The organism is Arthrobacter sp. 10N43, from assembly GCF_056394525.1.
The window spans coordinates 201071-224861 of sequence record NZ_JBFTIA010000004.1; the positions used below are offsets into that span (position 1 = coordinate 201071).

At 62.6% G+C, this 23791-nt stretch carries 32 protein-coding genes; 28 read left to right on the forward strand and 4 right to left on the reverse strand.

Going from position 1 to position 23791, the window contains the following annotated elements:
- Positions 1–484 precede the first annotated feature (484 nt).
- The 5 genes from rpsL to AC1DDO_RS09155 all read left to right on the forward strand — a co-directional run bounded on the left by rpsL (position 485) and on the right by AC1DDO_RS09155 (position 5227).
- On the forward strand, positions 485–859 hold the full coding sequence (rpsL, locus tag AC1DDO_RS09135; RefSeq protein WP_018773658.1) for a 30S ribosomal protein S12: 375 nt from the start codon (positions 485–487) through the stop codon (positions 857–859).
- A gap of 1 nt (position 860) precedes the next feature.
- Positions 861–1331 (forward strand): 30S ribosomal protein S7, encoded by a 471-nt coding sequence (gene rpsG / locus AC1DDO_RS09140; RefSeq protein WP_011692813.1) that lies wholly within the window; start codon positions 861–863, stop codon positions 1329–1331.
- Positions 1332–1400: 69 nt separating this feature from the next.
- Positions 1401–3515, forward strand: a complete 2115-nt coding sequence (gene fusA / locus AC1DDO_RS09145) for an elongation factor G (protein ID WP_441407836.1) — start codon at positions 1401–1403, stop codon at positions 3513–3515.
- A gap of 265 nt (positions 3516–3780) precedes the next feature.
- Positions 3781–4971: an elongation factor Tu gene (gene tuf / locus AC1DDO_RS09150; protein WP_441407837.1), complete on the forward strand. Its 1191-nt coding sequence runs from the start codon at positions 3781–3783 to the stop codon at positions 4969–4971.
- A gap of 130 nt (positions 4972–5101) precedes the next feature.
- A complete protein-coding gene (locus AC1DDO_RS09155) occupies positions 5102–5227 on the forward strand; it encodes a hypothetical protein (RefSeq protein ID WP_476866668.1) in 126 nt (41 codons plus the stop codon).
- A 17-nt stretch (positions 5228–5244) separates the two neighbouring features.
- Here AC1DDO_RS09155 and AC1DDO_RS09160 read toward each other — a convergent pair whose 3' ends face one another.
- A complete protein-coding gene (locus tag AC1DDO_RS09160; protein ID WP_476866667.1) occupies positions 5245–6669 on the reverse strand; it encodes a GH1 family beta-glucosidase in 1425 nt (474 codons plus the stop codon).
- A 406-nt stretch (positions 6670–7075) separates the two neighbouring features.
- Between AC1DDO_RS09160 and rpsJ the strand changes: the two genes are divergently transcribed.
- From rpsJ to map, 23 genes are all read left to right on the forward strand, one after another.
- The gene (gene rpsJ, locus AC1DDO_RS09165) at positions 7076–7384 is read left to right on the forward strand and encodes a 30S ribosomal protein S10 (RefSeq protein WP_003803825.1); all 309 of its coding nucleotides are present in this window, start codon (positions 7076–7078) and stop codon (positions 7382–7384) included.
- A gap of 17 nt (positions 7385–7401) precedes the next feature.
- Positions 7402–8052 carry a 50S ribosomal protein L3 gene (gene rplC, locus AC1DDO_RS09170; protein WP_476971774.1) on the forward strand — a complete coding sequence of 217 codons (651 nt, stop codon included), beginning with the start codon at positions 7402–7404 and terminating at the stop codon, positions 8050–8052.
- Between the two features lie 4 nt (positions 8053–8056).
- Entirely contained in the window at positions 8057–8677 is a 621-nt protein-coding gene (rplD, locus tag AC1DDO_RS09175; protein WP_476971775.1) for a 50S ribosomal protein L4, read from the forward strand.
- A complete protein-coding gene (gene rplW / locus AC1DDO_RS09180; RefSeq protein ID WP_018773664.1) occupies positions 8674–8979 on the forward strand; it encodes a 50S ribosomal protein L23 in 306 nt (101 codons plus the stop codon). Before rplD ends, rplW begins: the two co-directional genes overlap by 4 nt.
- Before the next feature lie 29 nt (positions 8980–9008).
- Positions 9009–9848 carry a 50S ribosomal protein L2 gene (gene rplB / locus AC1DDO_RS09185; RefSeq protein WP_390203585.1) on the forward strand — a complete coding sequence of 280 codons (840 nt, stop codon included), beginning with the start codon at positions 9009–9011 and terminating at the stop codon, positions 9846–9848.
- A 12-nt stretch (positions 9849–9860) separates the two neighbouring features.
- Positions 9861–10142: a 30S ribosomal protein S19 gene (gene rpsS / locus AC1DDO_RS09190; RefSeq protein WP_018773666.1), complete on the forward strand. Its 282-nt coding sequence runs from the start codon at positions 9861–9863 to the stop codon at positions 10140–10142.
- A 38-nt stretch (positions 10143–10180) separates the two neighbouring features.
- Positions 10181–10546 carry a 50S ribosomal protein L22 gene (rplV, locus tag AC1DDO_RS09195; protein ID WP_003803798.1) on the forward strand — a complete coding sequence of 122 codons (366 nt, stop codon included), beginning with the start codon at positions 10181–10183 and terminating at the stop codon, positions 10544–10546.
- Positions 10547–11380, forward strand: coding sequence for a 30S ribosomal protein S3 (gene rpsC, locus AC1DDO_RS09200; protein ID WP_441407840.1), 834 nt, complete (start codon positions 10547–10549; stop codon positions 11378–11380).
- Complete coding sequence (rplP, locus tag AC1DDO_RS09205; protein WP_018773668.1) at positions 11381–11797, forward strand: 50S ribosomal protein L16; 417 nt, start codon at positions 11381–11383, stop codon at positions 11795–11797.
- Positions 11798–11799: 2 nt separating this feature from the next.
- The gene (gene rpmC, locus AC1DDO_RS09210) at positions 11800–12129 is read left to right on the forward strand and encodes a 50S ribosomal protein L29 (RefSeq protein WP_066436863.1); all 330 of its coding nucleotides are present in this window, start codon (positions 11800–11802) and stop codon (positions 12127–12129) included.
- Positions 12126–12437 carry a 30S ribosomal protein S17 gene (rpsQ, locus tag AC1DDO_RS09215; protein WP_441407841.1) on the forward strand — a complete coding sequence of 104 codons (312 nt, stop codon included), beginning with the start codon at positions 12126–12128 and terminating at the stop codon, positions 12435–12437. Before rpmC ends, rpsQ begins: the two co-directional genes overlap by 4 nt.
- A 581-nt stretch (positions 12438–13018) precedes the next feature.
- Entirely contained in the window at positions 13019–13387 is a 369-nt protein-coding gene (rplN, locus tag AC1DDO_RS09220; protein ID WP_003803789.1) for a 50S ribosomal protein L14, read from the forward strand.
- A gap of 3 nt (positions 13388–13390) precedes the next feature.
- Positions 13391–13750, forward strand: coding sequence for a 50S ribosomal protein L24 (gene rplX / locus AC1DDO_RS09225; RefSeq protein WP_024366125.1), 360 nt, complete (start codon positions 13391–13393; stop codon positions 13748–13750).
- A complete protein-coding gene (rplE, locus tag AC1DDO_RS09230; protein ID WP_018773672.1) occupies positions 13750–14331 on the forward strand; it encodes a 50S ribosomal protein L5 in 582 nt (193 codons plus the stop codon). Before rplX ends, rplE begins: the two co-directional genes overlap by 1 nt.
- Positions 14332–14425: 94 nt before the next feature.
- Entirely contained in the window at positions 14426–14824 is a 399-nt protein-coding gene (rpsH, locus tag AC1DDO_RS09235; RefSeq protein WP_441407842.1) for a 30S ribosomal protein S8, read from the forward strand.
- Positions 14825–14842: 18 nt separating this feature from the next.
- Positions 14843–15379 carry a 50S ribosomal protein L6 gene (gene rplF / locus AC1DDO_RS09240; protein ID WP_011692797.1) on the forward strand — a complete coding sequence of 179 codons (537 nt, stop codon included), beginning with the start codon at positions 14843–14845 and terminating at the stop codon, positions 15377–15379.
- A 2-nt stretch (positions 15380–15381) separates the two neighbouring features.
- Positions 15382–15765, forward strand: a complete 384-nt coding sequence (gene rplR / locus AC1DDO_RS09245) for a 50S ribosomal protein L18 (RefSeq protein ID WP_018773674.1) — start codon at positions 15382–15384, stop codon at positions 15763–15765.
- Positions 15766–15791: 26 nt separating this feature from the next.
- Positions 15792–16472: a 30S ribosomal protein S5 gene (rpsE, locus tag AC1DDO_RS09250; protein WP_377985280.1), complete on the forward strand. Its 681-nt coding sequence runs from the start codon at positions 15792–15794 to the stop codon at positions 16470–16472.
- Between the two features lie 3 nt (positions 16473–16475).
- Entirely contained in the window at positions 16476–16682 is a 207-nt protein-coding gene (rpmD, locus tag AC1DDO_RS09255) for a 50S ribosomal protein L30 (RefSeq protein WP_160664304.1), read from the forward strand.
- On the forward strand, positions 16683–17174 hold the full coding sequence (gene rplO / locus AC1DDO_RS09260; RefSeq protein ID WP_441407843.1) for a 50S ribosomal protein L15: 492 nt from the start codon (positions 16683–16685) through the stop codon (positions 17172–17174).
- 187 nt (positions 17175–17361) lie between these two features.
- Entirely contained in the window at positions 17362–18672 is a 1311-nt protein-coding gene (gene secY, locus AC1DDO_RS09265; RefSeq protein WP_441407844.1) for a preprotein translocase subunit SecY, read from the forward strand.
- 5 nt (positions 18673–18677) lie between these two features.
- Positions 18678–19247 (forward strand): adenylate kinase, encoded by a 570-nt coding sequence (locus AC1DDO_RS09270; RefSeq protein WP_441407845.1) that lies wholly within the window; start codon positions 18678–18680, stop codon positions 19245–19247.
- A 232-nt stretch (positions 19248–19479) separates the two neighbouring features.
- Positions 19480–20307, forward strand: coding sequence for a type I methionyl aminopeptidase (gene map / locus AC1DDO_RS09275; protein ID WP_476866666.1), 828 nt, complete (start codon positions 19480–19482; stop codon positions 20305–20307).
- Between the two features lie 122 nt (positions 20308–20429).
- On the opposite strand, the gene AC1DDO_RS09280 is transcribed toward map, so the two are convergent.
- The 3 genes from AC1DDO_RS09280 to AC1DDO_RS09290 form a co-directional block, all read right to left on the reverse strand.
- Complete coding sequence (locus AC1DDO_RS09280; protein WP_476866665.1) at positions 20430–21776, reverse strand: ABC transporter substrate-binding protein; 1347 nt, start codon at positions 21774–21776, stop codon at positions 20430–20432.
- 88 nt (positions 21777–21864) lie between these two features.
- Entirely contained in the window at positions 21865–22725 is an 861-nt protein-coding gene (locus tag AC1DDO_RS09285) for a carbohydrate ABC transporter permease (RefSeq protein WP_476866815.1), read from the reverse strand.
- An 80-nt stretch (positions 22726–22805) separates the two neighbouring features.
- Positions 22806–23756: a carbohydrate ABC transporter permease gene (locus AC1DDO_RS09290; RefSeq protein ID WP_476866664.1), complete on the reverse strand. Its 951-nt coding sequence runs from the start codon at positions 23754–23756 to the stop codon at positions 22806–22808.
- Positions 23757–23791: the final 35 nt, after the last annotated feature.

A 23791-nucleotide genomic window follows, 5' to 3' on the forward strand; every position in this document is an offset into this window, starting at 1 on the left:
GCAGCTCGACGTCGGGCCCCGTCACCACTCTGCTTTTCAGCGGAGCGGGGGCGGGGCCCTTCCTTTTGACCCCGTTCAACGATCGATTGCTGAGCTATGGCCCTTTAGACCCTTCAGAAGGGCCGTACCTCAGCAATGGACGGGAATCCGCGCCGATTAAGGGCTGGGACCCGTCCGTGTTAGACTTGAGACTAATTGTTATTGTGGCAGTGGATGAGTGCGCCGGTCTTAGTTAGACAGCTTGCAGCTGTAGGGCTTGACCAGGACGACGTTTCCGGTTTGCAGGGTTCTTGTGCAACGTATGCCACATTTTCGCATGCCTAGGGGCAGTTCAGGTCGAAAGTCCTTGGACCCCGGCGTGCGGTCCGACTATTAAGGCTTCGCCTCAGCTGCTCTGGAGAGAACTTCAAAGCTCGGGCGGCGAGGCGCAGCGACAAGAGAGCGGCCGCCAACGGCCGCTCCGGATAAAACGGAGAACACGAGAGTGCCTACGATTAACCAGCTGGTCCGCAAGGGCCGCACGCCGAAGGTCAAAAAGACCAAGGCCCCCGCGCTTAACGGCAGCCCCATGCGCCGCGGTGTCTGCACCCGCGTGTACACGACGACCCCGAAGAAGCCGAACTCGGCTCTGCGTAAGGTTGCTCGCGTGCGCCTCAACGGTGGCATTGAAGTCACCGCTTACATCCCCGGTGTAGGCCACAACCTGCAGGAGCACTCCATTGTGCTCGTTCGCGGCGGCCGCGTGAAGGACCTTCCGGGTGTCCGCTACAAGATCGTCCGTGGCGCCCTCGATACCCAGGGTGTCAAGAACCGTAAGCAGGCTCGCAGCCGCTACGGCGCAAAGATGGAGAAGAAGTAATATGCCTCGCAAGGGTCCGGCCCCCAAGCGGCCGCTAGTTCTAGATCCCGTTTACGGCTCCCCGCTGGTCACCCAGCTCATCAACAAGGTGCTGGTTGACGGCAAGAAGTCCACCGCAGAGCGCATCGTTTACGGTGCACTCGAGGGTGCTCGCGCCAAGTCCGGCGGCGACCCCGTTGCAGCCCTCAAGAAGGCCATGGAGAACGTCAAGCCTTCGCTTGAGGTCCGCTCCCGCCGCGTTGGTGGCGCCACCTACCAGGTTCCCGTTGAGGTCAAGCCGGGCCGTTCCACGGCCCTCGCCCTCCGCTGGCTGGTTGGCTACTCCAAGGCCCGCCGCGAAAAGACCATGACCGAGCGCCTCCAGAACGAAATCCTGGATGCCTCGAACGGTCTCGGTGCCGCTGTGAAGCGTCGCGAAGACACCCACAAGATGGCCGAGTCCAACAAGGCCTTCGCACACTACCGCTGGTAATACTTCCCGGACGCCGCCGGCTCGAAAGAGCCGGCGGCGAACGTGCAGTCCATCCGAAAGGGAGACACCGTGGCACAGGACGTGCTTACCGACCTTAGCAAGGTCCGCAACATCGGCATCATGGCCCACATCGATGCCGGCAAGACCACTACTACCGAGCGCATCCTGTTCTACACGGGTGTGAACCACAAGATCGGCGAAACGCACGACGGCGCTTCGACGACTGACTGGATGGAACAGGAAAAGGAACGCGGCATCACCATCACGTCTGCCGCCGTGACCTGCTTCTGGGAAAACAACCAGATCAACATCATCGACACCCCCGGCCACGTTGACTTCACGGTCGAGGTTGAGCGCTCCCTGCGCGTCCTCGACGGCGCTGTCGCCGTGTTCGACGGCAAGGAAGGTGTGGAGCCGCAGTCCGAGACTGTTTGGCGCCAGGCCGACAAGTACAACGTTCCGCGCATCTGCTTCGTCAACAAGATGGACAAGCTCGGCGCTGACTTCTACTTCACCGTCGACACCATCATCAGCCGCCTCGGTGCCAAGCCGCTCGTCATGCAGCTGCCGATCGGCGCCGAGAACGACTTCATCGGCGTCGTCGACCTCCTGTACATGCGTTCGCTGGTTTGGCCCGGCGACTCCAAGGGTGACGTCACCATGGGTGCCAAGTACGAGATCCGCGAGATCCCGGCTGACCTCCAGGCGAAGGCCGAAGAGTACCGCGCAACTCTCGTTGAGACTGTTGCCGAGGCCTCTGAGGAACTCATGGAGAAGTACCTCGAGGGCGAAGAGATCAGCATCGATGAGCTCAAGGCCGGCATCCGCAAGATGACGATCAACTCTGAGCTGTACCCGGTCTTCTGTGGTTCCGCGTTCAAGAACCGCGGCGTCCAGCCGATGCTCGACGCCGTCGTGGATTACCTGCCGAACCCGCTCGACGTCCCGCCGATGATCGGTCACGATCCCCGCGACGAAGAGAAGGAACTCACCCGCAAGCCGTCCTCTGAAGAGCCCTTCTCCGCACTGGCCTTCAAGATCGCCGCGCACCCGTTCTTCGGTCAGCTCACCTTCATCCGCGTGTACTCCGGTCACGTGGAAGCAGGCTCGCAGGTGGTCAACTCCACCAAGGGCAAGAAGGAGCGCATCGGCAAGCTGTTCCAGATGCACGCCAACAAGGAAATGCCCGTCGAGGGCGCTACCGCCGGCCACATCTACGCAGCGATCGGTCTGAAGGACACCACCACGGGCGACACCCTGTGCGATCCGTCCAACCAGATCGTCCTCGAGTCCATGAGCTTCCCGGAGCCCGTGATCTCGGTTGCGATCGAGCCGAACACGAAGGGTGACCAGGAGAAGCTCTCCACGGCCATCCAGAAGCTCTCCGCTGAGGACCCGACCTTCCAGGTCTCCCTCAACGAGGACACCGGCCAGACCATCATCGCCGGCATGGGCGAGCTCCACCTGGACATCCTGGTGGACCGCATGCGCCGCGAATTCAAGGTTGAGGCGAACGTTGGCAAGCCGCAGGTTGCTTACCGCGAGACCATCAAGCGTGCTGTAGAGCGTCACGACTACACGCACAAGAAGCAGACCGGTGGTTCCGGCCAGTTCGCAAAGATCCAGATCGCGATCGAGCCGCTGGACACTGCGGAAGGCGAGCTGTACGAGTTCGAGAACAAGGTCACTGGTGGCCGCGTTCCGCGCGAGTACATCCCGTCCGTCGACGCCGGCATCCAGGATGCGCTCAACGACGGCGTCCTGGCCGGTTACCCGGTTGTCGGCATCAAGGCGACGCTGATTGACGGCGCTTACCACGATGTTGACTCCTCGGAAATGGCGTTCAAGATCGCCGGCCGTATGGCTTTCAAGGAAGCCGCACGCAAGGCGAACCCTGTTCTGCTCGAACCGCTGATGGATGTCGAGGTCCGCACCCCTGAGGAATACATGGGTGAAGTTATCGGTGACCTCAACTCCCGCCGTGGCCAGATGCAGTCCATGGAGGATGCCCAGGGCGTCAAGGTTATTCGCGCGCACGTCCCGCTGTCCGGCATGTTCGGCTACATCGGTGACCTGCGGTCGAAGACCCAGGGCCGCGCTGTGTACTCCATGACGTTCAACAGCTACGCCGAGGTCCCGAAGGCAGTTGCCGACGAGATCATCCAGAAGAACCGCGGCGAGTAGTCCCTAGGACGCATCGCAGCAACGAAAACTCGGATGGGCCTCCGCCAGCGGAGATTCATCTGGTGCAGGCGGCCGGACTCCGGTCAGCTGTAGTCCGGCCAGGCCGGAGTGCGGCCGTCTGCACGAACAGGCTCTAGGCACTAGCATTAGTACCTGAATCTGCAATTTCACCAATCCAAAGCCCCCCAAGTAGACTTACTGGAGTTTCTGTCGCGACAAGCGCGGCCGAAGGGTAAGTCATTTGAAAACGTTCTAGGAGGAACCTGTGGCAAAGGCAAAGTTCGAGCGGACTAAGCCGCACGTTAACATCGGTACCATTGGTCACGTTGACCACGGTAAGACGACGCTGACGGCCGCCATTTCCAAGGTGCTGTACGACAAGTACCCGACTCTCAACGAGAAGCGTGACTTCGCGTCGATTGACTCTGCTCCCGAAGAGCGTCAGCGCGGCATTACCATCAACATCTCCCACGTTGAGTACCAGACCGAGAAGCGCCACTACGCACACGTAGACGCTCCGGGTCACGCTGACTACATCAAGAACATGATCACCGGCGCTGCTCAGATGGACGGTGCAATCCTCGTGGTTGCCGCCACTGACGGCCCGATGGCACAGACCCGTGAGCACGTTCTGCTCGCCCGCCAGGTTGGCGTTCCCTACCTGCTGGTCGCGCTGAACAAGGCTGACATGGTCGATGACGAAGAGCTCCTCGACCTCGTCGAAATGGAAGTTCGTGAGCTGCTCAGCTCGCAGGGCTTCGACGGCGACGAGGCTCCCGTTGTTCGCGTTTCCGGCCTGAAGGCCCTCGAAGGCGACCCCGTCTGGGTCAAGTCCGTTGAGGACCTCATGGCAGCAGTCGACGAGTCCGTTCCGGACCCGGTACGCGACCGCGACAAGCCCTTCCTGATGCCGATCGAAGACGTCTTCACGATCACCGGCCGTGGCACCGTTGTTACGGGCCGCGCCGAGCGTGGAACCCTCGCGATCAACTCCGAGGTCGAGATCGTCGGCATCCGCCCGGTCCAGAAGACCACGGTTACCGGTATCGAGATGTTCCACAAGCAGCTCGACGAAGCATGGGCCGGCGAGAACTGTGGCCTCCTGCTCCGCGGTCTGAAGCGCGACGATGTCGAGCGTGGCCAGGTTGTCGTCAAGCCGGGTTCCATCACCCCGCACACCGACTTCGAGGCTAACGTCTACATCCTCTCCAAGGACGAAGGCGGGCGTCACAACCCGTTCTACTCCAACTACCGCCCGCAGTTCTACTTCCGCACCACGGACGTAACCGGCGTTATCACCCTGCCGGAAGGCACGGAAATGGTTATGCCCGGCGACAACACTGAGATGACCGTTGCGCTCATCCAGCCGATCGCAATGGAAGATGGCCTCGGCTTCGCTATCCGCGAAGGCGGCCGCACCGTTGGTTCGGGACGCGTCACCAAGATCATCAAGTAGTACTTGCTGATCATGGTTATCCTGGCCGGTTGACGGTCACGGAAAACCAAAGAACAGCCCCGCTGCACACGCAGCGGGGCTGTTCTTTTTAAGTTCCTGATACCTTTACAGGAGGGGAAAGGAGCTCACCATGGGCTGGTTCATTTTTCTGCTCATCGTCGTCGCGGCAGTCGTCGTGTTCTTTTGGGCGAAGCGGCACTTCCGCCAGGAGATAGAGCGCGCCAAGCGCATCAACCGGGCGAACCGCAACCAATAACCCTGCGGGGGAGGAACTCAGGCGCGCCGGGCCCGCGCAAGCGCCTGGTACCAGTAGTACGAGTCCTTGGGCGTGCGCTGGAGCGTCTTGAAATCCACATGCACCAGGCCGAAGCGCTGTGAGTAGCCCGCCGCCCATTCAAAGTTGTCCATGAGCGTCCAGACGTAGTAGCCGAGCAGGTCGACGTCGTGGGCTATTCCGCCGGGTGAGGTGGCGTCCACCGCCTGGGCCAGGTGTGCGGCGAGGTAGCTGATCCGTCCGGCGTCGGGGATGGGGCCGGTGACGTGGTCCGGTTCGGGGAAGCTCGCGCCGCTCTCGGTGATGTAGAGCGGCGGCAGGGCCTCGCCGTATCTGTCCTTCAACTCCCGCAGCAGGATCCCCAGATGGTCCGGGGCGACCGGCCAGCCGAATCCGGTGCGCTCGTACTCCGGGAACGCGGCGAGATGGAACGGGATCTTCAGCAACTCCTCCACGGTTCCCGAGGGGGTGTTGACGCCGCGCCCCGTGGCCACCTTCACGGGGTAGTAGTAGTTCAGGCCATAGAAATCCAGCGGCTGGTGGATCGTGGCCAGGTCCGCATCGGAGACTCTCCCCAGGGACCGGAACCACGGCCGGGCGATCAGCGGCGGCTTGGGAAAGCGGCCCAGGAGGATCGGGTCCGCGTAGAGACGGTTCAGCACGAGGTCGAACACCCTGGCCAGCAGCCGGTCCGTCAGCGACCCGGAAGCCGGCCGGACGGGGGAATGCAGGTTCGTCACGCCGACGCCGCCGCGGACCCCCGCCGCCCGCAGGGCCTGCACCGCGAGGCCATGGCCCAGGAGCTGATGGCGCACTGAGGGCAGGGCATCGAAGAGCAGGCCGCGGCCGGGGGCATGGATGTCCATGGCGTAACCGTTGAGCGTGACCGAGGCCGGTTCGTTCAGCGTCACCCACTGCGCGACGCGGTCGCCGAACCGCTGGCCTGCCGCCGCACAGTACTCGGCGAACCGCTCCGCCGTCGAACGGTTCATCCAGCCGCCCCGGTGCTCGAGGGGGAGCGGGGTGTCCCAATGGTAGAGGGTGGCCATGGGGGAGATGCCGGCGGCGAGCAGCCGGTCGATCAGGCGGTCATAGAAGTCCAGGCCCGCGGCGTTGAACCGGCCGGTGCCCGCAGGCTGGACCCGCGGCCATGAGATCGAGAAGCGGTAGGAGTCGATTCCGAGCTCGCGCATGAGCCCGACGTCTTCGGCCGCCCGGTTGTAGTGGTCGCAGGCGACGGCGGGGGAGTGGCCGTGCAGGATGTTCCCCGGCTTCTCGGCAAAGGCATCCCACCCGGAGGGCCCGCGGCCGCCGGCCGCGAGGGCGCCCTCGATCTGGAAGGCCGCGGAGGCAACTCCCAGGGTGAACCCGGGGCTCAGGCGTGCGGCGAGAGCCTGAACTGCTACAGAGTCCTGCACAGTCATGCCCCTATCATCCATTCGATGGCGGTTCAGGACAACGACCCAAGGTCAGCTGCCTGCAGTGACTGCACTGCCGTGCAGCGCCCTGATTCGCTTCTGCCCATAAAATCCGGCATACTAGATGAGTTGTTCAAGCGCTCTTTCGCGTCCCGATCCGGATAATGCCGGGTGCCAGGGTCCAGGTAAGAGACCAAACATAACCCACTCCCCACGGAATTGCGGACGAGTACGTGTGAAAACGTGCGACACGCCCGACCGCGGGGGTCGGTTACGCCGGCAGGTTGAGGAACCCGGATTTTTCCGGATTCAGCTTGTGCGGCGGGTGGTAGTCACGACTTCAAATGCTTCGGCAGCCACATACAACAGGTAAGTAAACAGAGCAGCATTTACTGAAAGAGAGTCAGGCGACATGGCGGGACAAAAAATCCGCATCCGGCTGAAGTCATACGACCACGAGGTCATTGACGTTTCAGCACGGAAGATCGTTGAGACGGTCACGCGCGCAGGCGCAACGGTAGTCGGCCCCGTGCCGCTGCCGACGGAGAAGAACGTTTACTGCGTTATCCGCTCTCCGCACAAGTACAAGGACAGCCGCGAGCACTTTGAAATGCGCACGCACAAGCGTCTGATCGACATCATCGACCCCACGCCCAAGGCTGTTGACTCGCTTATGCGTCTCGACCTGCCGGCCGACGTGAACATCGAAATCAAGCTGTAGGGAGGTGCTGAGAGACTATGACCGCAAACCGTAACGTAAAGGGCCTGCTGGGCACGAAGCTCGGCATGACCCAGGTCTGGGACGAGAACAACAAGCTCATCCCCGTCACTGTGGTCCAGGCTGACTCGAACGTCATCACGCAGCTGCGCAATGCAGAAACTGATGGCTATGTCGCCGTTCAGATCGGCTACGGCCAGATCGATCCCCGCAAGGTCACCAAGCCGCTGGCTGGTCACTTTGAAAAGGCAGGCGTCACGCCTCGCCGCCACGTCGTAGAACTGCGCACTGCAGATGCTGACTCTTACGAGCTGGGCCAGGAGCTCTCCGTTGAGCTCTTCGAAGCCGGCCAGAAGATCGACGTCGTTGGCACCACCAAGGGTAAGGGCTTCGCCGGTGTTATGAAGCGTCACGGCTTCCACGGCGTTGGAGCTTCCCACGGTGCCCACAAGAACCACCGTAAGCCCGGTTCAATCGGTGGCGCATCCACCCCGAGCCGCGTCTTCAAGGGCATGAAAATGGCCGGCCGCATGGGCGCCGTTCGTCACACCACGCTGAACCTCACGGTCCACGCGGTTGACGTCGAGAAGTCGCTGCTCCTTATCAAGGGCGCCGTTCCCGGTGCCCGCGGCCAGGTCGTACTCGTACGCACCGCCGTGAAGGGAGCCTAGTTCAATGACTAGCACTGTCAAGGTTGACCTGCCTGCAGAGATCTTCGACGTACAGACCAACGTGCCGCTGCTGCACCAGGTCGTCGTTGCCCAGCTCGCTGCTGCTCGCCAGGGTACCCACAAGACCAAGACCCGCGCCGAGGTTTCCGGTGCAGGTCGCAAGCCGTTCAAGCAGAAGGGCACCGGCCGCGCCCGTCAGGGTTCCATCCGTGCTCCTCACATGACCGGTGGTGGCGTTGTCCACGGCCCCACGCCGCGTGACTACAGCCAGCGCACCCCCAAGAAGATGATTGCTGCTGCACTGCGCGGCGCACTCTCGGACCGCGCCCGCAACGGCCGCGTCCACGTCGTTGCTGACCTGGTTGCCGGCTCCAAGCCGTCCTCCAAAGAAGCACTGGCAACCCTGCGCGGAGTTTCCGAGCGCAAGAACCTGCTCGTTGTCATTGAGCGCGCCAACGACGTTGCTGCACTGTCCGTGCGCAACCTCCAGGAAGTTCACGTTCTGTACGCAGACCAGCTGAACACCTACGACGTGCTCGTTTCCGACGACGTAGTCTTCACCAAGGCTGCCTACGAAGCATTCGTTGCTGACAAGGTTGCAAAGAACGAGGAGGATGCCAAGTGAGTGCAGCCACCATCAAGGACCCGCGCGACGTCGTGCTTGCACCCGTTGTCTCGGAAAAGAGCTACGGCCTGATCGATGAGGGCAAGTACACCTTCCTGGTGGACCCCCGTTCGAACAAGACCGAGATCAAGCTGGCCGTGGAGAAGATTTTCTCCGTCAAGGTCGAATCGATCAACACCATCAACCGTGCCGGTAAGCGCAAGCGCACCAAATTCGGCTGGGGTACCCGCAAGAACACCAAGCGTGCCATTGTGAGCCTCAAAGAAGGCACTATCGACATCTTCGGCGGTCCGCTTTCATAGCGGAGACCACTTTAACGAGGAAATAAATTATGGGAATCCGTAAATACAAGCCGACTACCCCGGGCCGTCGCGGCTCGAGCGTAGCGGACTTCACTGAAATCACGCGGTCGACGCCGGAAAAGTCGTTGGTACGTCCCCTCCCGAAAAAGGGTGGCCGTAACAACTCCGGTAAGATCACGACCCGTCACAAGGGTGGTGGACACAAGCGCCAGTACCGTCTGATCGACTTCCGTCGCCACGACAAGGACGGCGTCAACGCCCGCGTTGCCGAAATCGAGTACGACCCGAACCGCACGGCTCGGATCGCCCTCCTGCACTACGTTGATGGCACCAAGCGTTACATCATCGCCCCGAACAAGCTGTCCCAGGGCGACTTCGTAGAGGCCGGCGCCGACGCTGACATCAAGCCCGGCAACAACCTTCCGCTGCGCAACATCCCGGTCGGTACCGTAATCCACGCAGTCGAACTGCGTCCGGGTGGCGGCGCCAAGATGGGCCGCTCCGCCGGCGCATCGATCCAGCTCGTTGCAAAGGAAGGCCGTTTCGCCCAGCTGCGTCTGCCTTCCGGCGAAATCCGCAACGTTGACGTGCGCTGCCGCGCAACCGTCGGCGAGGTCGGCAACGCCGAGCAGTCGAACATCAACTGGGGCAAGGCTGGCCGTATGCGCTGGAAGGGCGTTCGCCCGACCGTCCGTGGTGTCGCCATGAACCCGGTCGATCACCCGCACGGTGGTGGCGAGGGTAAGACGTCCGGTGGACGTAACCCCGTCAACCCGAACGGTAAGCGCGAAGGCCGCACCCGCCGTCCCAACAAAGAGAGCGACAAGCTTATTGTTCGTCGCCGTCGTACTGGCAAGAACAAGCGATAGGAGCCTGGACACATGCCACGCAGCCTGAAAAAAGGTCCTTTCGTTGACCAGCACCTCTTTGTGAAGGTAGCCAGGGAAAACGAAAAGGGCACCAAGAACGTCATCAAGACCTGGTCCCGCCGCTCGATGATCGTCCCCGACATGCTCGGCCACACGATCGCCGTACACGACGGACGCAAGCACATCCCCGTGTTTGTCACTGAGTCGATGGTCGGGCACAAGCTCGGCGAATTCGCTCCCACGCGGACATTCCGCGGCCATGTCAAGGACGACCGTAAGGGCAAGCGCCGCTAGGCGCCTGCACTTACGTCAAAGACGAGAGAAGGAAAGCAATGGAAGCCAAGGCAATTGCGCGTCACATCCGCGTAACGCCTATGAAGGCCCGGCGCGTCGTCAACCTTGTTCGTGGTAAGCAAGCGAATGAGGCTCTGGCAATTCTGAAGTTTGCCCCGCAGGCAGCTTCGGAGCCGGTATTCAAGGTAGTTCAGTCGGCAATCTCCAACGCCCGGGTCCTCGCGGACCGCGACGGCGTGGCGTTTGACGAAGGTGACCTCATCATCAGCGAAGCGTTTGTTGATGAAGGCCCGACCATGAAGCGGTTCCAGCCGCGAGCCCAGGGTCGTGCATTTCAGATCAAGAAGCGCACGAGCCACATCACCGTGGTAGTCGCTACCCCGGAGAAAGAGGAGGCTCGCTAAGTGGGACAGAAAGTTAACCCGCACGGGTTCCGACTCGGCATCACCACCGATCACGTATCGCACTGGTTTGCTGACAGCACCAAGGCCGGCCAGCGGTACAAGGACTTCGTTCGCGAAGACATCCGTATCCGCCAGCTCATGTCCACGGGCATGGAGCGCGCCGGTATCGCCAAGGTCGAAATCGAGCGCACCCGCGACCGTGTCCGCGTGGATATCCACACGGCACGTCCGGGCATCGTCATCGGCCGCCGCGGCGCTGAAGCAGACCGCATCCGCGGCGAGCTCGAGAAGCTCACGGGCAAGCAGGTACAGCTGAACATCCTCGAGGTCAAGAACCCCGAGATGGAAGCCCAGCTTGTTGCCCAGGGCGTTGCAGAGCAGCTGACTTCCCGCGTGGCGTTCCGCCGTGCGATGAAGAAGGCCATGCAGTCCGCACAGCGTGCCGGTGCCAAGGGCATCCGGATCGCTTGCTCGGGTCGACTGGGCGGCGCAGAAATGTCCCGCTCGGAGTTCTACCGCGAAGGCCGTGTGCCCCTGCACACCCTGCGCGCGAACATCGACTATGGCTTCTACGAGGCCAAGACCACCTTCGGCCGCATCGGCGTGAAGGTTTGGATCTACAAGGGCGACGTCACTGCCAAGGAACTGGCTCAGCAGGCAGCTGCTGCTCCGTCCCGTGGCCGTGCCGGCGACCGCCCGGGCCGCCCGGGTGGCGCCGACCGTGGTGACCGCCGCCGTCGTCCCGACCGCCCCGCAGCTGAGGCAGCTCCGGCTGCCGCCGAAGCTCCGGCAGTTGAGGCTGCACCTGCTGCAGTAGAAGGAGGACAGGCTTAAATGCTTATCCCACGTCGAGTCAAGCACCGTAAGCAGCACCACCCGGGTCGTTCCGGCGCTGCTACGGGCGGCACCCAGGTCTCCTTCGGTGAGTGGGGCATCCAGGCTCTGAGCCCGGCCTACGTCACGAACCGTCAGATCGAATCTGCCCGTATCGCGATGACCCGCCACATCAAGCGTGGCGGAAAGGTCTGGATCAACATTTACCCGGACCGTCCGCTGACGAAGAAGCCTGCTGAAACCCGCATGGGTTCCGGTAAGGGTTCTCCGGAATGGTGGGTCTCAAACGTCAAGCCGGGCCGGGTTCTCTTCGAACTCTCCGGTGTCAGTGAAGAGGTAGCTCGCGAGGCCCTGCGCCTGGCAATCCACAAGCTGCCGTTGAAGGCACGCATTGTGCGTCGCGAAGGTGGTGAGTAGAAATGGCAGTAGGATCCAAGGAACTTGCATCCGCACAGCTGGACGGTTTCGACAACGAGCGTCTCGTTGAAGAACTCCGCAAGGCCAAGGAAGAGCTGTTCAACCTGCGTTTCCAGTCCGCCACCGGTCAGCTGGAGAACCACGGTCGTCTGCGCGCGGTAAAGAAGGACATCGCCCGCATCTACACCGTTCTCCGTGAGCGCGAGCTGGGCATTCGTGCCGAGGTTGCCGCACCGGTTGTGGAAGCCAAGGAAGAGAAGAAGTCCAAGAAGGCTGCAACCAAGAAGGCCGAAAAGGCTGAAACGGTTGAAACCGAGGAGGATGCCAAGTGACTGAAAAGAAGGACGAGAACGTGACGGAAACTGTTTCCGACGCAGCCAAGGCTGACGAGCGCGGTTACCGTAAGACGAAGCGCGGCTACGTCGTCTCGGACAAGATGGAAAAGACCATCACTGTCCAGGTCGAAGACCGCGTGAAGCACGCCCTCTACGGCAAGGTCATCCGCCGCAACGCCAAGATCAAGGCTCACGACGAAGAGAACAGCGCCGGCATCGGCGACCTCGTGCTCCTCGCCGAGACCCGCCCGCTGTCCGCTACCAAGCGGTGGCGCCTGGTCGAGATCCTCGAAAAGGCCAAGTAGCACCTGCAGCTTTGCTGCTTGTTGATACAGCAGAAGCCCTCGTTCCCCTTTGGGGAGCGGGGGCTTCCGCGTTGCCGGGGACTGCCCAGAGTGGCGGTACCGCCGGTGGCGTCACGCTGGGCAGGCTTTGAGGAGGCGTACGACGCCGTCTGGGCGGGTTTCCGGGGGCCACCCGCGGCCGGTGGGCCCAAAGACTGTCCTGCGTGACGCCGTCGGGCGCTGGCGGACGGCCGCAGCGCATGGCGCGGCGTGCCGGCGCCATAGACAGGCCCCGGCTGGCGTGTGCCGGCGGCAAGGCTGTGATATGGGGATACGCCCAAAACGTGCTAAGATTTTGAGTTTGTATGGCGCCTTTTGCGCGCCGTCATCAACCTCGTAAACAATCGTGCCACGGCATAGTGCCCCCTTGCGCCCCGACTCGTCGGAAACCGCCTGGGAAGCAAATGTTTTTGGCACGGGCGTTTAGGCCTGGTCTGGCAAAATCCAGGCAGGTCAAGAGACACCCCGATCAACCGTTCCGCAAGGCTCATCCCGTAGGAATAATTTCGGTCTGAGAACCAGCGCGACGCAAGGAGTAAATAGTGATTCAGCAGGAGTCGCGACTCAAGGTCGCCGACAACACGGGTGCTAAGGAAATCCTTACCATTCGCGTTCTCGGTGGATCTGGCCGTCGCTACGCAGGCATTGGCGACGTAATCGTCGCTACCGTCAAGGACGCAATTCCGGGCGGCAACGTAAAGAAGGGCGACGTCGTCAAGGCTGTCATCGTCCGTACCAAGAAGGAACGCCGCCGTGCGGATGGTTCCTACATCAAGTTTGACGAGAACGCAGCCGTCATCCTGAAGAACGACGGTGACCCCCGCGGTACCCGTATCTTCGGACCGGTTGGTCGTGAACTTCGCGACAAGAAGTTCATGAAGATCGTTTCTCTGGCTCCGGAGGTGCTCTAGTCCATGGCTAAGATCAAAAAGGGTGACCTCGTTCAGGTCATCACTGGCGCCAAGGCTGAGCGCGGCGGCGACAAGGGCAAGCAGGGCAAGGTTCTGCGCGTCTTCCCCGAGACCAACCGCGTGTTGGTCGAAGGCATTAACCGCGTAACCAAGCACACCAAGGTCGGTCAGTCGCAGCGCGGCACCAAGACCGGTGGCATCGAGGTCGTCGAGGCTTCAATCCACATCTCCAACGTGGCTCTGGTTGACCCCTCCACCAAGAAGCCCACCCGCGTCGGTTTCCGCACCGAGACCGTTGAGCGCGATGGCGTGAAGCGCGAAGTGCGCGTCCGCGTGGCCAAGAGCTCAGGGAAGGACATCTAATGACTGAGACTCTCGAGACTCCGGCAAGCAAGATCGTTCCTCGTCTGAAGACCAAGTACGCCGATTCCATCAAGAACACGCTGACTGAGGAATTCAAGTACCAGAACGTCAACCAGGTTCCCCGCCTGGTCAAGGTCGTTGTGAACATGGGTGTTGGAGATGCCGCCAAGGACTCCAAGCTGATCGACGGCGCTGTCCGCGATCTGACCCTGATCACCGGCCAGAAGCCGCAGGTCACCAAGGCACGCAAGTCGATCGCTCAGTTCAAGCTGCGCGAAGGCATGCCGATTGGTGCACACGCAACCCTGCGTGGAGACCGCATGTGGGAATTCCTGGACCGTCTGGTCACGCTGGCCCTGCCGCGTATCCGCGACTTCCGTGGCCTCAGCGGCAAGCAGTTCGATGGCAACGGCAACTACACCTTCGGTCTGACCGAGCAGGTTATGTTCCACGAGATCGACCAGGATTCCATCGACCGCGTTCGCGGCATGGACATCACCGTCGTGACCACTGCCAAGACCGACGACGAAGGTCGCGCGCTGCTCAAGGCGCTTGGCTTCCCGTTCAAGACCGAAGACTAATCTAGCTACGTAAAAGGTCCGTCCGCGCTGGTCCCGAATTCTGTTCGGATATGCAGCACGGCGGAAACCGTTATGAGGAAGGGCAAGAGCCCACATGACAATGACAGATCCCGTCGCAGACATGCTTACGCGTCTGCGCAACGCTAACTCGGCATACCACGACTCCGTGACCATGCCGTACAGCAAGCTCAAGGCACGCGTTGCCGACATCCTGAAGGCTGAAGGTTTCATTGCCTCCTGGAAAGAAGAAGACGCTGAGGTTGGCAAGAAGCTGACCCTCGAGCTCAAGTTCGGTCCGAACCGCGAGCGTTCAATCGCTGGCGTTCGTCGTATTTCCAAGCCGGGACTGCGCGTTTACGCAAAGTCCACCAACCTGCCGCACGTGCTCGGTGGCCTGGGTGTCGCAATCCTGTCCACCTCTTCCGGCCTCTTGACTGACAAGCAGGCCGGCAAGAAGGGCGTGGGCGGCGAAGTCCTCGCTTACGTCTGGTAACGGGAAAGGAAGAGAATAATGTCACGTATTGGACGTCTCCCCATCACCGTTCCTGCCGGCGTTGAGGTCAAGGTTGACGGCTCTGTCGTCAGCGTCAAGGGTTCCAAAGGCGAGCTGAGCCACACTGTGGCCAGCCCGATCGAGGTTTCCCTGGAAGATGGCACCCTGACTGTCGCCCGCCCGAACGACGAGCGCGCCTCACGTTCGCTGCACGGCCTGACCCGCACCCTGATCGCCAACATGATCCAGGGTGTCACCGCAGGCTACGAGAAGAAGCTTGAGATTGTCGGTACCGGTTACCGCGTCCAGGCCAAGGGTTCTGACCTGGAGTTCGCTCTGGGCTACAGCCACCCGGTTAACGTCTCGGCACCGAACGGCATCACCTTTGCAGTTGAGACCCCGACCAAGCTCTCTGTTTCAGGTATCTCCAAGCAGCAGGTCGGCGAGGTTGCTGCCAACATTCGCAAGCTGCGGAAGCCGGACCCCTACAAGGGCAAGGGCATCCGTTACGCAGGCGAAGTCATCCGCCGCAAGGTCGGAAAGGCTGGTAAGTAACCATGGCGATCGCAATTAACAAGAAGCGTACGAACAAGAGCAAGTCTGCCCAGCGCAGCCGCCGCCAGCTTCGTATCCGCAAGCGCATCTCCGGTACGGCTGTACGCCCTCGTCTGGTCGTCAACCGCTCCGCACGTCACGTATTCGTCCAGGTTGTCGATGACACCAAGGGCCTGACCGTGGCAAGCGCCTCCACATTGGAAGCCGACCTTCGTGCATTCGACGGTGACAAGACCGCCAAGGCCAAGCGCGTTGGCGAACTGGTCGCCGAGCGTGCCAAGGCTGCCGGTATCGAAGCAGTTGTCTTCGACCGCGGTGGTAACAAGTACCACGGCCGGATCGCCGCCGTCGCTGACGGCGCACGTGAAGGTGGGCTGGCACTGTGACCGAAAATAACGAAAAGGACATTCAGGTGACTGAAGCTGTAGCTGCTCCGGCAACTGAGACCGCTGCGCCTGCTACCACCGACGACCGCCGTGGTGGCGCCCGTCGTGGCGAGCGTGGCGACCGCGGCCAGGGCCGTGGCGACCGTGGCGGCCGTGGTGGCCGTGACGGCGGCCGCGAAGCCGAGAAGAGCCAGTTCGTAGAGCGCGTTGTAACCATCAACCGCGTTTCCAAGGTCGTCAAGGGTGGTCGTCGCTTCAGCTTCACCGCCCTCGTCGTCGTCGGTGACGGCAACGGCATGGTCGGCGTTGGCTACGGCAAGGCTAAGGAAGTTCCTGCCGCTATCGCGAAGGGCGTTGAAGAGGCCAAGAAGTCCTTCTTCCGCGTTCCCCGCATCGGCAACACCATCCCGCACCGCGTTCAGGGTGAGGCCGCCGCAGGCGTCGTCATGCTGCGTCCGGCTTCCGCCGGTACCGGTGTTATCGCCGGTGGCCCGGTCCGTGCAGTACTGGAGTGCGTGGGCATCCACGACATCCTCTCCAAGTCGCTCGGTTCCTCCAACGCCATCAACATCGTTCACGCGACCGTTGATGCCCTGAAGCGCCTCGAAGAGCCGGCAGCAGTGGCAGCACGCCGCGGCCTCCCGCTCGACGAGATCGCTCCGCCGGCAATGGTGAAGGCTCTCCTGAACCAGAAGGCAGGTGTCTGAGTCATGGCTAAGAACGTGCTTGTTTCCGACGCTCAGTTGGAGATCACTCAGATCAAGTCCGCCATTGGCGGCAAGCAGAACCAGCGCGACACCCTTCGGTCCCTCGGCCTGAAGCGGATCGGACACACCGTTGTCCGCACCGCCGACGCCGTGACCGTTGGAATGCTCAACACGGTTCCGCACCTGGTAAAGGTAGAGGAGGCGAAGTAAATGGCAGAGAAGAACACCGCCGAAAAGGCACAGGGCGCCGCTGAGAAGCAGAACGCACTGAAGGTTCACCACCTGCGTCCCGCCCCGGGTGCCAAGACCGCCAAGACCCGTGTTGGTCGTGGTGAAGGTTCCAAGGGTAAGACCGCTGGTCGCGGTACCAAGGGTACGAAGGCCCGCTACCAGATCAAGGCTGGCTTTGCCGGCGGCCAGCTGCCGCTGCACATGCGCCTGCCGAAGCTGCGCGGCTTCAAGAACCCGTTCCGGGTCGAGTACCAGGTTGTAAACCTGGACCGGCTCAACGAGCTGTTCCCGGAAGGTGGCGCAGTCACCGTGGAGAACCTGGTCGAAAAGGGTGCCGTTCGCAAGAACCAGCCCGTCAAGGTGCTGGGCACCGGCGACATCACCGTCAAGGTTGACGTCACCGTCCACGCATTCTCGGCCAGCGCCGCAGAAAAGATTGCCGCAGCAGGCGGAAGCACCACCGCCCTCTAACGAGGCGGCGGGGCAGTTGCCCGTTGTTGAAACTCCCGGTATCAGGGGCTCAGGCCCCCGGTGCCGGGAGTTTTTTTCATTTTCCGGGCCCCGCCGATTGTTCGCCGCACGCATCCACCGGTTAGACTCGGTTGTTGGGTTTATTTGACCTATCTCACACGACTTTACTTATTACTCAGGAGGACGCTTGCTTAGCGCATTTGGCCGGGCCTTTCGCACGCCTGATCTGCGACGCAAGTTGTTGTTCACGCTGGGAATCATCACAATCTTCCGCTTGGGTGCCTTCATCCCCTCGCCGGGTGTGAGCTACCAGAATGTCCAGCAATGCTTGCAGAACGGTCAGACCTCGGGCGGCATCTACCAGCTCGTCAACCTGTTCAGCGGCGGTGCATTGCTGCAGGTCTCCATCTTTGCCCTCGGCATCATGCCGTACATCACCGCCAGCATCATCGTCCAGCTGCTCCGGGTGGTCATTCCCCGCTTCCAGCAGCTGTACGAGGAGGGAGCATCCGGGCAGTCGAAACTGACCCAGTACACGCGCTACCTCACGATCGCCCTCGGCCTGCTCAACGCCACCACGCTGGTGTCGCTGGCACGCTCCGGGCAGCTGCTGCCTAACTGCCAGCTGCCGATCATTCCGGACAGCTCGATCGTCACCACGGTCCTGATCATCATCACGCTCACGGCCGGCACCGGCCTGATCATGTGGATGGGCGAGCTCGTGACGGAGAAGGGCGTCGGCAACGGCATGTCCCTGCTGATCTTCACGTCCATCGCGGCAGGCTTCCCCGGCTCGCTCGGTGCGATCTGGAAGGCCCAGGGCCCCGGAACCTTCTTCCTGGTCCTGATCATCGGCCTGCTCACCGTGGGCCTTGTGGTCTTCGTGGAGCAGTCCCAGCGCCGGATCCCGGTGCAGTACGCCAAGCGCATGATCGGCCGCCGCACCGTCGGCGGAACCAGCACGTACATCCCCATCAAGGTGAACATGGCCGGCGTCGTGCCCGTCATCTTCGCCTCCTCCATGCTGTACCTGCCGGGGCTGATCTCACAGTTCAACCAGCCCAAGGCCGGCGAACCGATGCAGCCCTGGGTTGAGTGGATCAACAACAACCTGACCAAGGGTGACCACCCGATCTATATGGCACTGTATTTCGCCATGATTGTGTTTTTCACCTACTTCTATGTTGCGATTACTTTCAACCCTGAAGAGGTCTCGGACAACATGAAGAAGTACGGCGGCTTCATTCCGGGCATCCGCGCCGGTAAGCCGACGGCGGACTATCTTCAGTACGTCCTATCCCGGATCACCCTGCCCGGAGCCTTCTACCTCGGCTTCGTGGCACTGATCCCGCTGGTTGCACTCGTCCTGATCAACGCGAACCAGAACTTCCCGTTCGGCGGCACCTCGATCCTGATCATGGTGGGCGTCGGTCTGGAGACCGTGAAGCAGATTGATGCGCAACTACAGCAACGTCACTACGAAGGGCTTTTGCGATGACGAGAATGTTGATTATCGGACCTCCCGGCTCCGGCAAGGGAACGCAGGCGGAACGCATTTCGGAGCGCCTCGGCGTCGTTGCGATTTCCACCGGCGACATCTTCCGCGCCAACGTCAAGGGTGAGACTCCGCTCGGCGTCGAAGCCAAGAAGTACATGGATGCCGGCGACTTCGTCCCGGACAGCGTCACCAACAAGATGGTGCGCGACCGCCTCAGCGAGGACGACGTCGAAAACGGCTTCCTGCTCGACGGCTACCCCCGCACCACCGCGCAGGTGGACTACCTCGATGCGATCCTCGCCGACGCCGACCAGAAGCTCGACGTCGTCCTGCAGCTCACCGCGGACGACGAAGAACTGGTTACGCGCCTCCTGGGCCGTGCCAAGGAAACTGGCCGCAGCGACGACAACGAAGGTGTTATCCGTCACCGGCTGGACCTGTACCACGAGCAGACCGAACCCGTTGTGGCCAAGTACGCCGATCGCGGCATCCTGACCCAGGTGGACGGCATCGGCGCCATCGACGACGTCACCGAGCGCGTCATGGAAGCGATCAAGTCGGCCCAGACCGCCTGAGCCATTCCGGCTAAGGCACTCTTGCCGACGCACTTCTGAAGGGCGCGTTCCGTACCATCGTGTACGGGACGCGCCCTTCGCTGTTGGGTGGCGTTGGCTTTCCTGGCGGCGGCCCGTTCGGGGCTGCTGTGCCAGTGCGGGAGAATAGAGCATGAAGACGTGGGTTGAAAGCCCATGGTGGAGGCCCGGGCTGAAGTGCACCCGGTCCGCGAGAGAAGATTCTGAGGTTCAGATGGCATTCGGCCAGGCACGCACTGAATACAAGACCAACGCCCAGATGCGCACGATGCATGAGGCCGGGCTTGTCCTGAGCCGGGCACTGGATGCGGCCGTTGCCGCGGCCGCCCCGGGCGTCACCACGGCCCGGCTGGACGAGGTCTTCGCCGCGGTGCTGCAGGACGCCGGCGCCAAGTCCAACTTCCTCGGCTACCACGGGTTCCCGGCGACAATCTGCACCTCGGTGAACGAGGAAGTTGTCCACGGCATCCCCGGCGGCCGGGTACTGCAGGACGGCGACATCATCTCGATCGACGGCGGCGCGATCGTGGACGGCTGGCATTCCGACTCCGCGCGGACCGTGATTGTCGGAACCGCCGATCCCGAGGACGTGCGCCTGTCCGACGTCACCGAGGAAGCCATGTGGCGGGGCATCGCCGCCCTGGCCACCGGCAAATTCGTGGGCGACGTCGGCAACGCGGTGGACGACTATGTCTCCTCCGTGCCCGGCAAGCCGCTGGGCATCCTGGAGGACTACGTGGGCCACGGCATCGGCTCCGAGATGCACATGGCCCCGGACGTGCTGAATTACCGCACCAGCCACCGCGGGCCGAAGATCCGCCCGGGGCTGTGCCTGGCCATCGAGCCCATGCTGGTCCGCGGCAGCATCGACACCGCGATCCTCGAGGACGACTGGACCGTTGTCACCACGGACGGCAAGCGCTCCTGCCAGTGGGAGCACTCCGTTGCCGTGCATGAGAAGGGCATCTGGGTCCTTTCCGCGCCCGACGGCGGCGCGGCGAAACTTGCGCCGCTTGGCGTCGTGCCCGTCCCGATTCCCTAAACCCCGGTACGCGGCGACTCGCAGGTTTTCCGGCGACACGCAAAATCCCTGGCGACACGCAAAATCCCTGGCGACACCGGAATTCCGGTAGCGCCAGGGATTTTGTGTGTCGCCAGTGGAAGCTAGCTCTTCAGCTTCGGCTTCACGTCCTTGGTGTAGATCCCCTCCAGCGTTGCCTTGAGGCCCGTCATGGTGGCCTTGACGTCGCCCTGCTGGGTCAGGATCGCCGCGGCGGCCTTGGCCATCTCCTGGTCCGCGCCGGGCAGGAAAACGCGGGCGTTGTCCTGGACGCGGGTCACGGCGAGCTGGTCCATGGCGGTCTTGATCTGCGGGGTCTTGGCCAGCACGGCGCCCATGTCAGCGGACACGCGAGTGGGCATGTAGCCGGTGGCCGCGGAGAACGCCGCCGTGTTTTCCGGTTCCGTCATGAACTTCAGGAACGTGGCGGCCGCCAGCTGGACTTCCTTGCTCACACCGCTGGGAATGCCGAGCCCCGCTCCACCCGTGGGGCAGACGCCGGTCTCCGACTTCGGGCCGCCGGGGAGGTAGCCGACGCCGACGTTGAACTTCGCGGACTTCAGGACGCCGAGCAGCGATCCGGTCGAGGAGATGGTGGTCGACGTGATGCCGGCGGCGAAGTCGTCCGCGGCTTCCTTGGAGGACACCCCGGCCCACTTGTCCTTGTAGATCGAATCCTGGACCCACTGCAGGGCCGCGACCGACTCGGCGGAATCGCACGTGAAGGTCCACCCGTCCGACCAGCTGCCGCCCCATCCCCACAGATTGTTCTGCAGGGTCCAGCCCGCGTAGCCGGCCAGCGCCGGGTACATGTAGGCGTACTCGGCCCCGGAGCTGGCCTTGAGCTTGGGCGCCCACTCGCCGAACTCCTGCCAGGTCTTGGGGGCGCGGTCCGGCAGCCCCGCCGCCTTGAAGTGGTCCTTGTTGTAGTAGAACAGCGGCGTGGAGCGGCCATAGGGGAGAGCCCACTGCTTGTTGGCGTACTGGTAGTCCGCCACGAGTGACTTCTGGAAATCGTCCACCTTGATCTCGAGCTGCTTGATCAGGCCGTCGAGCGGAATGATGTTGCCGTTGGTGAAGTAGCGGAACCACCAGACATCGGAGAGGACCACCAGTCCGGGAAGGGCCGACTTCGCGGCCTGCGAGGTCTGGAACTTCTGCGCGATTTCCTCGTAGTTGGCTCCCGCGGTCACGAGGTTGACCTTGATGTCGGGGAACTTGGCGTGGAACTTCTCGATCACCGACTGCTCCACGTCCTGGGATTTCCCGGGGTGGTTCGTCCAGAAATCGAACTGCCCGGCGGCCTTGACACCGCTGAAGTCGATGTCGGCGGCGCCGGTAGCGGCGGCCGTCCCGGCGGTCGACGGACCGCCGCACGCGGCCAGGGTAGCTGCTCCTGCGCTGGCGCCGGCCAGGCCCAGGAAATGCCTGCGGTCAAGATTGATTGCCACGATGGATCCTCTCAAAGGTACGAAATTCGTTGGTTCTGATGACGGAGATGATGGACGGGAACTGAACGGGCCCAGCGCAGGGGCAGACTCAGCCCGTGACGCTGCCCTGGGTGAGGCCGGCCACGATGTAGCGCTGCAGCGCCGCGAAGACCAGCAGGATGGGGACGATCACGAGGACGGCTCCGGCCATCAGGATGCCCCAGCCGGAGCCATTGCCCTCGGAGTTCTGCAGCAGGGTCAAGCCGACTGGAAGGGTCATGGTCTCGGGCCGGTCGGTGATGATGAGCGGCCAGATGTAGTCGTTCCACTCGCTGACCACTGTCACCAGGGCGACGGTGGCGATGGAGGGAACGGAGACCGGCACCACGACCTGCCAGAGCCGGCGCCAGTGGCCCGCGCCGTCGATTTCGGCCGCCTCGAGGATGGAACCGGGCAGCGTCCTGAAGTGCTGGCGGAGCAGGAACGTGCCGAAGGCGGTGCCCAGTCCCGGGAGGATGATTCCCCACAGGGTGTTCTTGCCGCCCATCCCGGCGATCAGGATGTAGTTGGGCAGGATGGACACCTGCGGCGGGACCATGAGGGCTACGAGGATCAGCACGAAGATGGCGTTCTTGAACGGGAAGCGGACAAACACGAGGGCGTAGGCCGTCAGGACGGCCAGGATCACCTTGACGGTGGAACCCACCGCCGTGACGATCAGGCTGTTCAGGAAGAACTGGCCGAACGGCACCGTGGTCATGGCCGTCCTGTAGTTCTCCAGGTTCACGCCCTCCGGGAGGAGCTTCAGGTCCATGGTGATGATCTCGCCCGGCTGCTTGAAGGAGCTCAGGAGCATCCACAACAGGGGCAGGAACACCACCAGGGTGGCGAGAACCAGCGGGACGTAGCCGCCGGCGATCGTCTGGACCAGGTTGGTGCGCGAGAACGGAGCAGGGCGCCGGGGCGGCACCTCGGGACCGGAGCCCGCGGCGCCGTCGGAAGGGGGAGTGCCCGTGACGCCGGGACCGGGACTGACGGGCAAGAGCGTGCTCACGAGTAGTGCACCTTCCGTTCGACGAACCGCAACTGGAGGACGGTGATGATGAGCAGGATTGCGAAGAGGACCACGGAGATGGCGGCTGAGTAGCCGGCCCGGTTGAAAGCACCAAAGGCCTGCAGGTAGGCCTCGTAGATCAGGGTGCTGGTGCCGTTGCCCAGCGGCGTCATGATCCGGATCAGGTCGAAGGCCTGCAGCGAGCTCAGCATGGTGGTGATGAGCAGGAAGAACGTGGTGGGCGAGAGCAGGGGCAGGGACATGTTCAGGAAGCGGCGGAAGCCGTTGGCCCCGTCCAGGGAGGCCGCTTCCATGACGTCCTGCGGCAGGGACTGAAGGCCGGCGAGGTAGACCACGGCGCAGTAGCCGAGGTTTTTCCAGATGTAGACGACGATCACCATGACCAGGGACAGTTGGGGATCGTTGATCCACTGCGGGCTGGCCTGGCCGATGCTGCGCAGCAGCCATGCCAGGACTCCATACCCCGGGTCGAAGATGAAAAGCCAGACGAGGCCGACGCCCACGCCGCTCAGTACGTAGGGCGCGAACACCGCCGAGCGGGCAAATGTGGTGCCGCGTACTTTGGAATTCAACGCCAGGGCCACCAGAAGGCCCAGCACCATGGACCCGCCGACGGTGACCACGGTGAAGACGGCGGTGGTGCCCAGGACCTTCGCGGCGTCGGGGCTGGTGAAGAACGTGGCGTAGTTGCCCAGGCCCACCACGGTGGCGGAATCGGAACCGAGGGTCCAGTCCAGTGTGGAGTAGTAGATGTTGTTGATCAGCGGCAGGTACGTGAACACCGCGATCAGCGCGAGGTTGGGCAGGGCGAGGGCCAGGAAGACGAAGAAGTCCCTGCGGGTTCGGCCCGACCAGCGGGGCCGCTGCGGATGGGCGGTGCGGGCGTGGGCGACGGCGGTCGGCCGGTCAGCCAGTTGTCTTGTCATTCGGGTCTCTAACGGATCCGGGCCGGCCAAAGGCA

What these genes read in the sequence shown, in the direction of transcription:
- rpsG (WP_011692813.1), top strand. Translation starts at nt 861, where the DNA reads ATGCCTCGCAAGGGTCCGGCCCCCAAGCGGCCGCTAGTTCTAGATCCC.
- AC1DDO_RS09155 (WP_476866668.1), top strand. Translation starts at nt 5,102, where the DNA reads ATGGGCTGGTTCATTTTTCTGCTCATCGTCGTCGCGGCAGTCGTCGTG.
- AC1DDO_RS09160 (WP_476866667.1), bottom strand. Translation starts at nt 6,669, where the DNA reads ATGACTGTGCAGGACTCTGTAGCAGTTCAGGCTCTCGCCGCACGCCTG.
- rpsJ (WP_003803825.1), top strand. Translation starts at nt 7,076, where the DNA reads ATGGCGGGACAAAAAATCCGCATCCGGCTGAAGTCATACGACCACGAG.
- rplC (WP_476971774.1), top strand. Translation starts at nt 7,402, where the DNA reads ATGACCGCAAACCGTAACGTAAAGGGCCTGCTGGGCACGAAGCTCGGC.
- rplD (WP_476971775.1), top strand. Translation starts at nt 8,057, where the DNA reads ATGACTAGCACTGTCAAGGTTGACCTGCCTGCAGAGATCTTCGACGTA.
- rplB (WP_390203585.1), top strand. Translation starts at nt 9,009, where the DNA reads ATGGGAATCCGTAAATACAAGCCGACTACCCCGGGCCGTCGCGGCTCG.
- rpsS (WP_018773666.1), top strand. Translation starts at nt 9,861, where the DNA reads ATGCCACGCAGCCTGAAAAAAGGTCCTTTCGTTGACCAGCACCTCTTT.
- rplV (WP_003803798.1), top strand. Translation starts at nt 10,181, where the DNA reads ATGGAAGCCAAGGCAATTGCGCGTCACATCCGCGTAACGCCTATGAAG.
- rplP (WP_018773668.1), top strand. Translation starts at nt 11,381, where the DNA reads ATGCTTATCCCACGTCGAGTCAAGCACCGTAAGCAGCACCACCCGGGT.
- rpmC (WP_066436863.1), top strand. Translation starts at nt 11,800, where the DNA reads ATGGCAGTAGGATCCAAGGAACTTGCATCCGCACAGCTGGACGGTTTC.
- rplX (WP_024366125.1), top strand. Translation starts at nt 13,391, where the DNA reads ATGGCTAAGATCAAAAAGGGTGACCTCGTTCAGGTCATCACTGGCGCC.
- rplE (WP_018773672.1), top strand. Translation starts at nt 13,750, where the DNA reads ATGACTGAGACTCTCGAGACTCCGGCAAGCAAGATCGTTCCTCGTCTG.
- rpsH (WP_441407842.1), top strand. Translation starts at nt 14,426, where the DNA reads ATGACAATGACAGATCCCGTCGCAGACATGCTTACGCGTCTGCGCAAC.
- rplF (WP_011692797.1), top strand. Translation starts at nt 14,843, where the DNA reads ATGTCACGTATTGGACGTCTCCCCATCACCGTTCCTGCCGGCGTTGAG.
- rplR (WP_018773674.1), top strand. Translation starts at nt 15,382, where the DNA reads ATGGCGATCGCAATTAACAAGAAGCGTACGAACAAGAGCAAGTCTGCC.
- rpmD (WP_160664304.1), top strand. Translation starts at nt 16,476, where the DNA reads ATGGCTAAGAACGTGCTTGTTTCCGACGCTCAGTTGGAGATCACTCAG.
- rplO (WP_441407843.1), top strand. Translation starts at nt 16,683, where the DNA reads ATGGCAGAGAAGAACACCGCCGAAAAGGCACAGGGCGCCGCTGAGAAG.
- AC1DDO_RS09270 (WP_441407845.1), top strand. Translation starts at nt 18,678, where the DNA reads ATGTTGATTATCGGACCTCCCGGCTCCGGCAAGGGAACGCAGGCGGAA.
- map (WP_476866666.1), top strand. Translation starts at nt 19,480, where the DNA reads ATGGCATTCGGCCAGGCACGCACTGAATACAAGACCAACGCCCAGATG.
- AC1DDO_RS09290 (WP_476866664.1), bottom strand. Translation starts at nt 23,756, where the DNA reads ATGACAAGACAACTGGCTGACCGGCCGACCGCCGTCGCCCACGCCCGC.